15 protein-coding genes are annotated in these 13430 nt (G+C 50.6%); 9 read left to right on the top strand and 6 right to left on the bottom strand.

The annotated features are described in order from the left end of the window. The first annotated feature begins 202 nt into the window (after positions 1-202). From JSQ97_RS06475 to JSQ97_RS06465, 3 genes are all read left to right on the top strand, one after another. On the top strand, positions 203-1000 hold the full coding sequence (locus JSQ97_RS06475; RefSeq protein WP_205075312.1) for a hypothetical protein: 798 nt from the start codon (positions 203-205) through the stop codon (positions 998-1000). A gap of 27 nt (positions 1001-1027) precedes the next feature. Continuing rightward, on the top strand, positions 1028-1321 hold the full coding sequence (locus JSQ97_RS06470) for a hypothetical protein (protein WP_205075311.1): 294 nt from the start codon (positions 1028-1030) through the stop codon (positions 1319-1321). 133 nt (positions 1322-1454) lie between these two features. Beyond that, positions 1455-1871 carry a hypothetical protein gene (locus tag JSQ97_RS06465; protein ID WP_205075310.1) on the top strand — a complete coding sequence of 139 codons (417 nt, stop codon included), beginning with the start codon at positions 1455-1457 and terminating at the stop codon, positions 1869-1871. Between the two features lie 121 nt (positions 1872-1992). Here JSQ97_RS06465 and rny read toward each other — a convergent pair whose 3' ends face one another. Next, positions 1993-3525, bottom strand: a complete 1533-nt coding sequence (gene rny / locus JSQ97_RS06460; RefSeq protein WP_205075309.1) for a ribonuclease Y — start codon at positions 3523-3525, stop codon at positions 1993-1995. Positions 3526-3763: 238 nt separating this feature from the next. On the opposite strand from rny, the gene JSQ97_RS06455 reads away from it, so the two are divergent. Together JSQ97_RS06455 and JSQ97_RS06450 are read left to right on the top strand one after the other, a co-directional pair. Then, positions 3764-3994: a hypothetical protein gene (locus JSQ97_RS06455; RefSeq protein WP_187385491.1), complete on the top strand. Its 231-nt coding sequence runs from the start codon at positions 3764-3766 to the stop codon at positions 3992-3994. Between the two features lie 303 nt (positions 3995-4297). After that, complete coding sequence (locus JSQ97_RS06450) at positions 4298-5470, top strand: phosphoribosylaminoimidazolecarboxamide formyltransferase (protein WP_205075308.1); 1173 nt, start codon at positions 4298-4300, stop codon at positions 5468-5470. Between the two features lie 133 nt (positions 5471-5603). Here the strand turns inward: JSQ97_RS06450 and pyrE are convergent, their stop codons facing one another. The 5 genes from pyrE to hprK form a co-directional block, all read right to left on the bottom strand. Beyond that, the gene (pyrE, locus tag JSQ97_RS06445; protein WP_205075307.1) at positions 5604-6281 is read right to left on the bottom strand and encodes an orotate phosphoribosyltransferase; all 678 of its coding nucleotides are present in this window, start codon (positions 6279-6281) and stop codon (positions 5604-5606) included. 110 nt (positions 6282-6391) lie between these two features. Next, positions 6392-7405 (bottom strand): DNA polymerase III subunit delta, encoded by a 1014-nt coding sequence (gene holA, locus JSQ97_RS06440; RefSeq protein WP_205075306.1) that lies wholly within the window; start codon positions 7403-7405, stop codon positions 6392-6394. A 1-nt stretch (position 7406) separates the two neighbouring features. Next, entirely contained in the window at positions 7407-8018 is a 612-nt protein-coding gene (lexA, locus tag JSQ97_RS06435; RefSeq protein WP_205075305.1) for a transcriptional repressor LexA, read from the bottom strand. 1 nt (position 8019) lies between these two features. Next, a complete protein-coding gene (locus tag JSQ97_RS06430) occupies positions 8020-8286 on the bottom strand; it encodes an HPr family phosphocarrier protein (protein ID WP_205075304.1) in 267 nt (88 codons plus the stop codon). A 32-nt stretch (positions 8287-8318) separates the two neighbouring features. Next, the gene (gene hprK / locus JSQ97_RS06425; protein ID WP_205075303.1) at positions 8319-9308 is read right to left on the bottom strand and encodes an HPr(Ser) kinase/phosphatase; all 990 of its coding nucleotides are present in this window, start codon (positions 9306-9308) and stop codon (positions 8319-8321) included. An 806-nt stretch (positions 9309-10114) separates the two neighbouring features. Between hprK and JSQ97_RS12925 the strand changes: the two genes are divergently transcribed. From JSQ97_RS12925 to htpG, 4 genes are all read left to right on the top strand, one after another. Further along, positions 10115-10354, top strand: a complete 240-nt coding sequence (locus JSQ97_RS12925) for a hypothetical protein (RefSeq protein WP_239447006.1) — start codon at positions 10115-10117, stop codon at positions 10352-10354. Beyond that, positions 10333-10602 (top strand): hypothetical protein, encoded by a 270-nt coding sequence (locus JSQ97_RS12920; RefSeq protein ID WP_239447005.1) that lies wholly within the window; start codon positions 10333-10335, stop codon positions 10600-10602. Before JSQ97_RS12925 ends, JSQ97_RS12920 begins: the two co-directional genes overlap by 22 nt. 272 nt (positions 10603-10874) lie before the next feature. Further along, on the top strand, positions 10875-11087 hold the full coding sequence (locus JSQ97_RS06415; RefSeq protein ID WP_205075302.1) for a FliH/SctL family protein: 213 nt from the start codon (positions 10875-10877) through the stop codon (positions 11085-11087). Between the two features lie 237 nt (positions 11088-11324). Further along, a complete protein-coding gene (gene htpG / locus JSQ97_RS06410) occupies positions 11325-13412 on the top strand; it encodes a molecular chaperone HtpG (protein ID WP_205075301.1) in 2088 nt (695 codons plus the stop codon). Positions 13413-13430: the final 18 nt, after the last annotated feature.

Genomic DNA, 13430 nt, shown 5'->3' with positions numbered 1-13430 from the left:
GAGCTATTGTAATACCACGGCATTGTTTTTCTTCAAAAGAAGAAGAGACCGAAATCGAGAATTTTATAAAAATAAATTATTTGAAAATTAATAAATAGGTATATTTACCGCGCTGTTTTTAAAGCCGCCGAAACGGTCAAGCCGTGTCGCGGCGGCATACGTACTGTGGCAAAATCGGCTTTTTTTCGCTATACTATCAGCAATGGCATCGATCGATTTTTTGGCATCGGAAATAACAAAGCGCTACGGTACCGTGCAGCGCGCTCGCGGCTGCTTTTTATATACGCGGAAAGGCGTGCGCCTCACCGATCTCTATCGCGAAGGAGGGCGGGCGATCCTCGGCTGGAAGGGCGGCGCGGCGCTGAAAGTTTTTAAAAATACGCTCGACCGCGGACTTGTCGGAAGCTTCGATACGGATTATGAGGGGCGCATTGCAAGAGCGGTGAGTTCGCTTATCGGGGATGAGCGCGTTGCGTACGTGTATACCGATCGCGCTTCCGCGTTGAAAACGGCGTTGGCGTTTTCGGAGAGCAGTACCGCTTTTTGGAAGCCGTGGAATCCGAATGTTTCCGACTATCGAAAAATCGACTGTCTTATCGTAACGCCGCCGTTTCCGTGGGCGTCCGCGCTGTATTTTGTCGCAGTCCGTCCGTCCGTCCGTCAGGAGCGTATCGATGCGGGCATTATTCCGGCGGCATGCGAGCGCATTCCGGCAGCCCTTGCGGCAGCTGCGGTGAGGGCGATCTATGATTGTATCGCTTCGGAAAATCGCTTCGAAGAAAAAGATTGGTTTATCTATGATACGGTTTTAACAAAATATTGGACGCGCGAAGGGCCCTACCTTTATCCGAAAATCGCGGAAGCGCGCTATGCCGATTTTTTGCTGCACTGCCTTGACTGCGAGGTAGTCGTAAGCTGCGACTATAATGTACCGTCGATCGTTCCGTTCGGCGCGGACAGGGGTGTATTTACAAAGCTGAAAAATACTCCGTTCGAGTAATTGCAAATCGATTGTTGGGGAAAAACAATGGCGCAAGGGGATATAGTACTGTCGATTATTAAACTCGCGTTGGGCGGCATTTCGGCGTTTTGTGCGATCATGCTGTGGTCGAAAACGCGGGATGCCGCATGGATGTCGCTCGCTGCGGGCGTCGTAACGTCGTATGCGAGTTTTGTGTACGACATGATGACAAAACTCGGCGTCATCCTTCCGAACGCCTTGACCGTCGCCGACATTCCGCTTCCGACGTTTTTGTTCGCCGTCGTGCCGAGCTGTTTTTTTATCGTCGCGTTTATCCTCATGATCAGACGGAACCGGTGACATTAGGCGCGCATTTTATGAATTTCGCATTGTTGAGCGGATCAAATTATTAATTAATAATTTAATGAAAGTCGCTGAAAACGGAAGTTTCGGGAACTTTCAATTATTATTAAATATCTTAGGAGGTATCGGTATGGCAACGGCAGAACGGCGTTCGATCGGGTATATGCTTACTCAGATCGCGCTCGGTTTGTATTTTTTTGTGACGGGGATTTGGACGCTGCAGGGCGGCAACGGCAACGAAATCGCGGCTGCTGTAAAATCGGTGATGAACGGGGACACGGCGAGGATTATCTGTCTCGTGTTCGGGATCATCGAAGTGCTTGCGGGGCTTTTTTTGCTGCTTCGCATATTCGTGACGTTCAGTTCTCCGATCGACACGATCCTTATGGTCATCATTATGATCGCGTGGATCGCGGCGATCGTGCTGCTCGATTTTATCGGTAAGGGCGCACTGCCGTCGGGAAGCATCGATTCGGTTTTGCGCTGGCTCAGTACGCTTTCGCGGCACTTGCTCGTGCTCGGCGGGATCGTTATCGTAAAAAATTGAAAATAAAAAAGGCTTTGCAAAAACATGCAAAGCCTTTTTTATCCGCTTTCCATTTTGTCGAATCGGCGACACCGCCTGACAGTGCAGACGATGCCGGGCACACCGTCGAAAACTTCTATTTCTACCGCGCGTATTCTACGATGCGCGTTTCGCGAATCATCGTGATTCTGATCCTGCCCGGATAGCGCAGATCCGATTCGATTTGTTTTGCGATATTTTGCGCGAGCGGTTTTACCTCTTCGTCGCCCACTTTCGCGTTGTCGACGAGGATGCGAAGTTCGCGGCCGGCTTGAATCGCGTACGCTTTTTCTACGCCGGAAAAACGTTCCGCCGTCTGTTCGAGGTTTTCAAGACGCTTGACGTAATTGTCGATTGTTTCTCGCCGTGCTCCCGGACGCGCGGCGGATATGGCGTCCGCGATCTGCACGTACACCGCTTCCGTACTCGTCGGTTCGATGTCGTTGTGGTGAGCTGCGATCGCATTGATGACGCGGGGATCCTCGCCCATTTTCCGTGCGATTTCCGCGCCGATTTCCGCGTGATTTTGATCGCTTTCCGTTTCGGCTCCTTTGCCGATATCGTGGAGCAGCGCCGCGCGTTTTGCAAGTTCGCGGTTCCCGCCGATTTCCGCAGCAAGGGCGGCCGCGATCATCGCCACTTCTTTCGAGTGCGTGAGCACGTTTTGCCCGTAGCTTGTGCGGAAATAAAGCCGTCCGAGAGCCCGCACACCTTCGGTGGGCATATTGTGGATGCCCAAATCGAACAGCGCTTTTTCGCCTTCTTCGTAAATTTTATTTTGCACCTCGTGCGTAACTTTTTGCACGATTTCTTCGATACGCGCGGGGTGAATGCGGCCGTCGGATATGAGCCGTTCGAGCGCAACCTTTGCGATCTCTTTACGCACCGGATCGAAACACGAGATGACAACCGCTTCCGGCGTATCGTCGATGATGATATCGACACCGGTAAGCGTTTCGAGCGTGCGGATATTGCGTCCCTCGCGCCCGATAATGCGGCCCTTCATCTCGTCACTCGGGAGCGATACCGTCGTAACGGTGATATCGCTCGTAACTTCCGGCGCGAGGCGCTGGACGATCGTCACGAGTACATCGCGTGCCTTTTTTTCCGCCGTAAGCTGAGCTTCCTGTTCGATTTTATTGAGCAGAGCCTGCGCGTCGTGGCGGGCGTCGTTTTCGAGGTTTTTGATGATGAGCTCTTTTGCCTGCTGTTGGGAAAGCCCCGACACGTGCTCGAGCCGTTTGCGGTATTCCTCTTCCTGCGTCATGACCGACGCTTCGCGCTTTTTCAGCGATTCGACGCGATCGATAAATTCCTTATCGCGCTTTTCGTATTCGGAAGCCCGCTGGTCGAGGAGCTCCTCTTTTTTATTTACGCGGGCTTCATAGCGCTGTACTTCGGCCCGTCGTTCTCTGTTTTCCCGTTCCTGCTGGTTTCGTTCCCGAATGAGTTCATCTTTTGCATTAAGCAAAATTTCTTTTTTCTGTGCTTCAGCTTCTCGAATTGCATCCTGTTTTACACGTTCAGCTTTTTGTTCTGACGCAGATAGTTGAAATCTGGCATACAGCCATCTAATAATCCATCCAAGAATAATTCCTGCAACCGGGAGAACAATGAATAAAATAATAATATTCACCTTTGTCTCCTTATGTGCGTGGTATAGAATAATTCACTATACATAGTAACGTACAATGTTCAAAATGTCAAACCGAAATCACAAGAAAACGCATGATTTACGCATATTTATATATGAAATTGAGGAAATTCGGGTGCCGTTACGAATGAGTCCGAAATTTTATTTTATATTTGCCTTGATTTATAATACGCAATCGTGTATACTGAACATATCAATTTTACATTGGGGTATAGAGAGTATGAGTGATATCTATGTCAATTATAACGGAAAATCGGGATTTAGCAGGGCGGCCGACAAAGGAGCACTTGCCGGTACGGCGATAAGCTATGCGGATTTCAAAGGCGTCAGCGCGGATATCAAATCGGGCAGCGATGTTGCATACGGCATTACGATGAGTTCCGGCGACGTTCAGGATTTTATCGCAAACTACGAAGTGGATTCGATTTTTACCGACGCGGAAAAAGGTTGATTTTTCTTTCGAACAGTACATCCAGACCCTTTTATGCTGCAATTGATTCGCAATGGAAACTTCGTTCCGGCAAGGAGCGGAGTTTTTTTATTCGTGCGGAGGGTTTAATATCCCGACGCTTGCGTCGTAACAAAGGGTGTTAAAGCCGACTGCAACCACCTTATGAGAACATACAGTGCGAAACGTTGAGCACTGTACCCGGACGCTTGCGTCGGGGTATGTTGATTCGTGCGGAAGCTTTGATACACCGTTGCTTTGCAGCGGGGTATGTTGATTTTATTGCCGTCAGGAGAATTATCGATTATGAAAGAATTGCCGCTCAAATACGGATGTAACCCGAACCAAAAACCCGCTCGCGTTTTTATTGAAAAAGGAGAGCTGCCGTTTGACGTTTTAAACGGAACGCCGGGTTATATCAATCTGCTCGATGCGCTGAACGGCTGGCAGCTTGTCAAAGAGCTGGGCACCGTAAGCGGCATAAGCGCCGCGGCTTCGTTCAAGCACGTGTCGCCTGCGGGTGCTGCCGTCGGCTTGCCGCTTTCCGATACGCTCAAACGCATATATTTTACGGGAGATATCGAACTTTCGCCGCTTGCCGCCGCCTATGCCCGTGCGCGCGGTGCCGACCGTATGTCGTCTTTCGGCGATTTTATCGCGCTGTCCGATCCGTGCGACGAAGCGACTGCCCGCCTCATTGCAAAGGAAGTGTCTGACGGCGTCATCGCACCCGGCTACGACGGCACCGCTCTCGATATTTTAAAAGCGAAAAAAAAAGGCGCCTACGTCGTCCTTCAAATAGACGGCTCGTACGTGCCGGAAGAGATCGAGCGGAAGCAAGTGTTCGGCGTTACGTTCGAGCAGGGACGGAACAACGCCGTCATCGACTCATCGTGTCTTTCTAATATCGTGACGAAAAACAAAACGCTTTCCGATACCGATACATTGAATTTATTAATTTCGCTCATCGTACTCAAGTATACGCAGTCGAACAGCGTCGCCTTTGTCAAAGAGGGACAGGCTATCGGTGTCGGTGCGGGGCAGCAGTCGCGCGTCCACTGTACGCGCCTTGCAGCCGGCAAAGCGGATACGTGGTGGCTCCGCCGGTCGCCCCAAGCGCTCGCACTTGAATTCCGCGACGATATAAAGCGAGCCGAGCGCGACAATGCGATCGACGTATACGTCGGAAGCGAATCCGCCGACATACTCGCGGACGGCGCGTGGCAAAAAGTATTTAAGACGAAGCCGCCCGTTTTTACGGAAAAAGAAAAGCGAGAATGGATTTCGAAAAACACGGGAGTAGCCGTCGGAAGCGACGCGTTTTTTCCGTTCGGCGACAACATCGAGCGTGCGCATAAAAGCGGAGCTTCCGTCGTAGCCGAGCCCGGCGGTTCGATCCGCGACGACGACGTCATACGCACATGCGATGCATACGGTATGGTTATGGCCTTTACCGGCATGCGCCTTTTTCACCACTGAACAAGGCGCGACTTTTTTCCCGATGTACGATTCGGCGGCGCGCGCGCGATGTATCACCTTTTTGCCGATCGGCCGACGCGCGGCATTTTGCGGATCGTGCCGGCGGTCGCGTTTTTGCGGCGGATTTGCGCTTTCAGCGCTTTGCGCCCCATTGCGCGTAGTAGCCGTCGAGCGATTTTTTGATGTCGTCGGTGATGATCGTTTTATCCCCGTGCGTATAAAGCGCGTCGATAACGTCGTCCATGGAAACGATTGCGCGGGCGGGAAAACCGTAAGATGCGGAGATTTCGTCGAGCGCGCTTTTGTCCGACGTAAGACCCTTTTCCATTCTGTTTATCGACACGACCAAACCGATCACGTCCGCTTTTTCGCTCTGCGCTTTAATAATAGGATACGTCTCTTCGATCGATTTGCCGCTCGTCGTCACATCTTCGATTATTAAAACTCTGTCGCCGTCGGAAATTTTTCCGCCGAGCAAAATGCCCGCTTCTCCGTGGTCTTTCGCCTCTTTGCGGTTCGATGAATAGCGAACGGCTTTGCCGTACAATTCGTCGTAAGCTATGGCCGTTGCGACACCGAGCGGAATGCCCTTGTACGCAGGGCCGAAAAGCACATCGAAATCGTCGCCGAAATTGTCGTGAATCGCCTTTGCATAAAATTTGCCGAGCTGCAAAAGCTGAGAACCCGTCACGTATGCACCCGCATTGATAAAAAACGGGGAGAGCCGTCCGCTTTTGAGCGTAAAGGAGCCGAACGCGAGTGCGCCGCACGAAACCATAAAATCGATAAACTCTTTTTGATAATCGGTCATAGCGCTATGATAACGCGGTCGGCGGGTTTTGTACACTGCACGTTTGCAAGCGTGTTGCACTCGTTGACAACAGTTTTATTAATACATTACAACGCACGCCTTGAGATATATTACACCACGCGTTCATACGCGGCACATGACGCACCTTTTTTGACGACCGCTTCGTAGACGACGCGCTGCAGGAGAACGTCTTCGAAAAGTGCGCCGCTTGAGCGGATCTCCATGTCGGCGGCCGCGATACCGGCGAGGATCGCCGCAGTCTGTCCGGCCGTCCAAATCGAAGAGGCGCGGCTGTACTGGGCTTTCGCTTTTTTGCTCGAAAAGCCGTGCGTCTTCAACGTAAAATCATCGCTTTGTCCCGCAGACGCGAGCGCGTGCCACAGCGCAAGGCGGCGGAAACATGAAGCGAGTCCCGCGAGTATCATCACCGGAGAAGAATCTTTTGAAAGGCGGATTTTTTGCAGTACATCGAGGGAAAGTTCGAGTCTTCGCGATGCGCTCTCACTTGATGCCATCGCTGCAAACAGCGTAAAGGCGCTTTCGGCTCTGTTGTGCGAAAGCACCGCTTCGACGTCGGCGGATGTGATTTCGTGCGATTTCGGAAAGAGCAAAAAAAATCGTGCGCATTCGGAGCGGAGCGCCTGCGTGTTGTTTTCGATCATGTCGAGGATATCTTCGGCGGCTTCTTCGCCTATGCGGTATCCGTTTTTGCCGAAAAAGTTTATGAGCCACGGCACTTTCCGGTCTTCGAACATTTCCCAAAATATTTTTTTATGCACGGCCGGTACGACTTTTTCGAGCTTTGCGTCGACTGCGATTTCATCCGACACGAGGACGAGCGCGCTCGTCCCTTCCCCGGCCGTCTTTACCCATGCGGATATCGTACCGATGTCTTCCTTTTTTTTGATCGATTCCGCGGAACGCACGACGACGCACGTTGCATTTGTAAAGAGGGAGCCGCTTTGTAAAATCGTCACTATCTCCGAAACGGGCGTTTCGTTCGCATAAAAAAGGTATTCGTCGAGCGCACCGTGCGCTTTGCGCATCGCGTCTTTTACGGCGGAAACCGCGTCGTTTCGTTCGCCGAATTCGGGGCCCGTGTAGAGATAAATCGGAGCATCCATATCAATACGTGCGGACGATATTCGATAAGATTCCGACGACGCGGACATCCTGACTGTAGATCGCTTTGAACGCAGGGTTTTCCGGCTGCAATCGGATGCGATTTTTTTCTTTATAATACCGCTTTAAAGTGATCGCTTCATCGATGACGGCGACGACGATCTGTCCGTTTTCCGCATCCGACGTCTGCTCGACGACCGCCAAATCGCCTTCGAGGATGCCCGCGTCGATCATGCTCTGTCCGCGCACGCGAAGCGCAAAATACCGCTTTCCCGGATGTACGAACGGTTCGGTTAAATTGACATAACCGTCGAGATTTTCCGCGGCGAGTAGCGGCTTTCCCGCGGCGACCGTTCCGAGGAGCGGCACTTTGTCGATGTAGGGTCGCGAGGCTTTAAGCTCGCCGTCGACGAGCACGCGGATCGACCTCGAGCGCTTTTGGCACAGCGATAAAAATCCCTTGCGCTGCAATGCGGCGATGTGATCCTGCACGGCGCGCAGCCCTATGCCGAAGTGATCGCTTATTTCGCGTACGGTCGGCGGATACGAATTCTCTTCCGTAAAACCTGAGATAAACGCTAAAACCTGTTTTTGTCTGTCGGTGATTTCCTTCATGTTATTCTTCCGCAAATTTCGAATCGAAGAGCGCTTCGATCGCCTGCGCCGCTTCCTCTTCGTCGGAGCCGTCCGCTTTCAACGTGATGCTCGTATTGTAACCGGCCGCCATCGTGATGACGCCCATGATCGATTTTGCATTCACTTCCGTATCGCCGAGGACGAGCGTAAGCTCGCAGTTGAATTTGTTCGCGGTCTGCGCGATGAGCGCTGCCGGACGCGCGTGAATGCCCGCTCTGTTTTTTACGATCAGCGTTTTTTCAATCATATCGTCATCCTTTTATAAAGCAAAATTATTAATTAATAGGAGTCGTCACTGCTGTTGTACGCAGTCTGCGCTTCTCCCGTTTCGATCCATTTGAGCACGTTTTGATTGAAGTCGCGCGCGGAATTGTAGCCCATGCGCTTTAAGCGTTCATTCATCGCCGCCGCTTCGATGATGATCGGCAGGTTTCGCCCCGGCCGCACCGGTATTTCGAGGACGGGAATTTTGACGCCGAGGATATCCATGTATTTTTGATCCGTGCCGAGCCGGTCGTACACTTTATCGGGATCCCAATCTTCAAGCTCGACGACGAGCTGTACTTCTTTTTGATCGCGGATGGCACCGACGCCGTAGAGCTGCGATACGTTGATGATGCCCAGCCCTCGTATTTCCATGTGGTGGCTGATAAATCGATTTGCGCCCTGTCCGAGCAGGATGTTGCCGTTGACGCACCGCAGTTCGATGATGTCATCTGCAACGAGGCGATGGCTCCGTTCGATGAGTTCGAGCGCCGTTTCGCTTTTACCGACGCCGGAGTGTCCGACGAGCAGGATGCCGATACCGTACACTTCGACGAGAACGCCGTGCATCGTTTTTTTCGGCGCGAACGTGTTCGATAAGACGCGGATGAGACGGCTTGAAAATTCCGTCGATTCGAGCGATGTCTGCAAAACGGGGCAAAAGGCTTCTTCCGCTATTGCAAGAAAATCGTCGGGCGGCTGTATATCGTACGAAAAAACGCAGCATGGGATATCGTATTCGAAAATCGCTTTCAGCGATGAAAGATTGTGTTCCGCATGGAGCTTTTGCAAATATGCGCTTTCACCGCGGCCGAAAAGCTGTACGCGCTGATAGGCGAAGGATTCGTAAAAGCCGGTAAGCGCAAGACCCGGCCGGTTGATGTCGGGGGCCGTCATCGCACGAGGCAAACCGCGCCGTCCTGCGATGCACGTCAAATACAGTGCATCGTGCCCGGGCAGATCAAGTTCAAGCAAATCAAGAACGGTGAATTTCTTATCGGCCATGATTATACTATACACATATATCGATGAAAGCGCAAGGTTGAAAACGGCGGGAACACGGAAATCAATTTGTAATTGGTAATGTGTAATGGGTAATGGGTAATTATTTGGAAAAGAGACACGATACGACACCGTGCCGTACATTGAGCGAAGTTCCCCGCGCAACTTGCAACGAGCGCGAAGCGCGAAGCTCTCCGTGCAGAAATACAGAAATATGGTATTCTCGTTTATTTTTACAAAAAACCGCGTAATTTATCACTTTGTAAACGATATATAGGTCGAAAGTCGAGTTTCGAAACTATTTCTAAATAAAGCTATGCTTTCGGCGAGAACTTCGTTCGCTGCGCTCACTACCGAGTTTGCTCTGCAAACTCGCCGTGTATGCCGCGGTCGAGCTTGTAGGGTAGGCTTCCGCAAGCCTAACGCTCGAAACGGCACGTAGCCGGAACCTCGCCTCCGCATCATTTTATTCACTTTCGAAACTCGCCGTTCAGTTGGTGAACGAAACAGTATAGGTCAGCGGTTTGCCGCACTATCTCAATAACCGAAGGTGCAGCTATGGAATATACCCATAAACCCGTCGAAGAACTCTCCTTTACCGATGACTTTATGTTCGGTACAGTCATGAAAAACAAAGCGTTTAAACGAGACGCTGAAATAGCGCGTCTCGTTTAACTTCGAGTTTTCGAAAGAAAACTCGCGGATATACCTGTGCGCTCTCGCGCACTAATTGTACAGCTCCTAAATCGAAAGATTTACTCGCTGCACAATTTTAAAGAACAATCTGCAAGGGTGTCATCGAACGTCTTTTGCATATCAAAGTCGGTAAAATAGAATACCCCTCCCTGCAAAAAACGATAGCACCCTTTTACGAAAGCAAGGGCATACGCCTCGACGTCTATGTCTCAGACCCAGAGCGCATCTTCGATATCGAAATACAAACATCGATCCCGCCCTCTCTTCCCAAACTCGTCAGCATCTCGAAAAAATCGCTAAAGGTGAGTTTTTCGAGATGCCCCAAAGCCTCATGGATGTCGATAACCTCTTGAGAGGACAAAGCTATGCCGAACTGAAAGAGAGCTACGTCATCTTTATCTGTACGCAGGATCCCTTCGGCAAAGGCTTACCTGTATATACGTTTCGCAATTTATGCAGTGAAGACGGTACGCTTTTTCTTGATGACAAATCGTATAAGGTGTTTTATAATGTGGGTGCCTACGGTAAAGAAGCTGAGCCTGAATTGAGCGCTTTGTTGGAGTATCTTTGCGAGAGGCGGGCGACGAGCGGTTTTACATAGCACATCGATGAGCTTGTCGAAAAAGCGAAACGGAACGAAAAGTTCAGGAGTGTGATAAAAAGCAACGGCTGAAATAGCGCCGTCGCTTTTTATATCGAGTTTGCTCGGTTGTTTCCGGAAGGAGAGAATGTGTATCGTTTCGGTAAAAATCATACGTGTATGATACACTTTATTTTGCAAACTCGATTATTGAACGTGTGCGCTCCCGCGCACGGCTAAAAACTTTTTCGGATCCTAAAGCATCCTGCAAAAGTTTTTATGGGAGTACGTATATGTCGTTGAATATACGGGAAGATGACTTACGCATGGCAGGTGAAAAGATTGGCTTTGAACGGGGCATACGCAAAGGCAGGAGAGACGGACTCTTACAAGGTCGACGCGATGGTATCGCTGCGGGATCATATCAAGCAAAGCGGGAAACGGCAAAGCTGATGGCTGAACGCAAGTATCCGCTCTCTGAGATTCGCCTTATGACCGGTCTCTGACTTCGAGTTTTCTTCGAAAACTCGACCATATATGTGTGCGCCGCTTGAAACTTCGCGCTTACGCGCTCGTTGCGAAGCTCGCGCACGAATGCGGCATTTTCGAAAGTTGACACTTCCTGCAATGCCGCATTTTAAGGAATGTTTTCTCGCTCTTGCCGAATAGCGTCTTTTATCAGTACATTAGAAGTAATCTGCGAATTTTCCGCACTATTTTCCAATTTCTAAAAAGAGGCTTGTATGGCAACGTATCAATTTCAAACCGAAGTAAATCAGCTTTTAAAACTCATCATCCATTCGATGTATTCGAATAAGGATATTTTCCTTAGGGAAATCGTTTCGAATGCATCGGACGCGCTCGACAAACTCAAATATCTCACCGTATCCGACGACGCGTTCAAAGACGTGCATTTTGCGCCGCGCATCGACATTTCGTTCGAAGGCGGAGATGATGGCAAAGAGAGCGTGCTTATCGTGCGGGATTCCGGCATCGGCATGACCGATAAGGATTTAACCGACAATCTCGGTACGATCGCGCGCAGCGGAACGAAAGCGTTTTTTGAAAAATTGAACGAAGCGGCGTCGAAAGATTCGGCGCTCATCGGGCAGTTCGGCGTCGGTTTTTATGCGGCGTTTATGGCGGCAAAAAAAATCGACGTATACACGCGGAAAGCGGCCGACCCGTCCGGAAAAATTTGGCACTGGTCGAGCGACGGCACGAACTCGTACGATATTGAAGAAGTCGCATGCGACAGCGAAGAGGCAAAAAAATACGGTTTCGATAAAAGCGATGCCTGCGGTTCCGCCGTCGTCATGCATTTAAACGACGACAGCAAAGAGTACGCGAGCCGCTGGAAGATCGAAGAACTTATTAAAAAATACAGCGATTATATCGCGTTTCCGATCTATCTTCACTATACGCAAAACAAATACGACGACAAGGGTAACGTTACGTCGAGCGAAAATAAAGTCGATCAGGTAAACAGCGCGAGCGCGGTATGGAAACGATCGAAGAGCGATTTGAAGGAATCGGACTACAACGAATTCTACAAAACGATGAGCCGCGACGGCGACGATCCGCTCATGTACGTCCACACGCACGCCGAAGGTACGCAGGAATATACGACGCTCTTTTACGTTCCGAAAACCGCGCCCTTCGATATGTATCAAGCCGACTACAAAAGCGGCATAAAACTCTACGTCAAGCGTGTGTTTATCACCGACGACGACCGCGAACTGCTTCCGGCATACCTCCGTTTTGTGCGCGGCATCATCGACAGCGAAGATTTGCCGCTCAACGTGAGCCGCGAAATTTTGCAGCAAAACCGCATCCTCGAAACGATCAAAGCGCAGTCGGTAAAAAAGCTGCTCGGCGAATTCAAAAAACTCGGAGACGAAGCCGATAAAGCGCGGAAAAGCGAAAAGCCGACCGACGCCGAAAAAAAAGCTATCGAAAAATGGAATACGTTTGTCGCGCAGTTCAACCGTCCGATGATGGAAGGTCTGTACTCGGATTTTGCAAACCGCGATGAGATCGCGGAAATCGTTCGATTTAAAACGACGTACAAGCCGGATGCAAAAGACGGCGCAAGCGATATGGATACTGCCGGAAAAGATGCGGGCGCTACAAAAAAAGACGCGGGCACTGCAAACGCTTCCGCTCAAAATGCCGCGGCCAAAACTGCCGGCGGCGAATGGACGAGTTTTGCGGACTACGTGCAGCGCATGAAAAGCGGACAAAAATCGATCTATTACATCACCGGCAGCGACGAAAAAAATCTCCGTTCGAGCCCGCTTCTCGAAGCGTATACGAAAAAAGGATTCGAAGTTTTAATAATCGCAAGCGACATCGCGGACATCGTTATCCCCGCGCTCGGAAAATATAAAGACTTCGAATTGAAATCGGTGAACAGGGCGGGAAGCGACGATGAACTCGGCGTCGATAAAGCCGAAGCCGAAAAAAAAGAAAAGGAATTCAAACCGATCGTCGAAAAGATCAAAGAAGCGCTCGGCGACAAAGTCAAAGAAGTAAAGCTCAGCAAGCGCCTTTCGGACAGCCCCTCGTGCATCGTCGTAGACGAAAACGATCCGTCCTTTCAAATGGAGCGCATGATGAAAGCGATGGGGCAGACCGGCGTCGACGTAAAGCCTATCCTCGAAGTGAACGGCGATCACCCGATCGTGCAAAAGCTCAAAGACACCGACGACAAAGAACGCATCGCGGATATCGCTTTTGTGCTGCTCGATCAGGCGCTGCTCGTCGGCGGCGAAGAATTGAAAGATCCCGCAGACTTCGTAAGGCGCATGAACAATCTTTTGAGCAGATAAATCGTTTTATAAAATGCG

The sequence above is a fragment of the Treponema sp. Marseille-Q4523 genome (assembly GCF_016901105.1).
Classification (GTDB): domain Bacteria; phylum Spirochaetota; class Spirochaetia; order Treponematales; family Treponemataceae; genus Treponema_D.
The sequence above is the reverse complement of the archived record's forward strand: the minus strand, read 5'-3'. Positions and strand labels throughout refer to the sequence as shown.

Coding starts and splice junctions, on each gene's coding strand:
- JSQ97_RS06475 (WP_205075312.1), top strand. CDS start 203: ATGGCATCGATCGATTTTTTGGCATCGGAAATAACAAAGCGCTACGGT.
- JSQ97_RS06470 (WP_205075311.1), top strand. CDS start 1,028: ATGGCGCAAGGGGATATAGTACTGTCGATTATTAAACTCGCGTTGGGC.
- JSQ97_RS06465 (WP_205075310.1), top strand. CDS start 1,455: ATGGCAACGGCAGAACGGCGTTCGATCGGGTATATGCTTACTCAGATC.
- JSQ97_RS06455 (WP_187385491.1), top strand. CDS start 3,764: ATGAGTGATATCTATGTCAATTATAACGGAAAATCGGGATTTAGCAGG.
- JSQ97_RS06450 (WP_205075308.1), top strand. CDS start 4,298: ATGAAAGAATTGCCGCTCAAATACGGATGTAACCCGAACCAAAAACCC.
- pyrE (WP_205075307.1), bottom strand. CDS start 6,281: ATGACCGATTATCAAAAAGAGTTTATCGATTTTATGGTTTCGTGCGGC.
- holA (WP_205075306.1), bottom strand. CDS start 7,405: ATGGATGCTCCGATTTATCTCTACACGGGCCCCGAATTCGGCGAACGA.
- lexA (WP_205075305.1), bottom strand. CDS start 8,018: ATGAAGGAAATCACCGACAGACAAAAACAGGTTTTAGCGTTTATCTCA.
- JSQ97_RS06430 (WP_205075304.1), bottom strand. CDS start 8,286: ATGATTGAAAAAACGCTGATCGTAAAAAACAGAGCGGGCATTCACGCG.
- hprK (WP_205075303.1), bottom strand. CDS start 9,308: ATGGCCGATAAGAAATTCACCGTTCTTGATTTGCTTGAACTTGATCTG.
- JSQ97_RS12920 (WP_239447005.1), top strand. CDS start 10,333: ATGGATGTCGATAACCTCTTGAGAGGACAAAGCTATGCCGAACTGAAA.
- JSQ97_RS06415 (WP_205075302.1), top strand. CDS start 10,875: ATGTCGTTGAATATACGGGAAGATGACTTACGCATGGCAGGTGAAAAG.
- htpG (WP_205075301.1), top strand. CDS start 11,325: ATGGCAACGTATCAATTTCAAACCGAAGTAAATCAGCTTTTAAAACTC.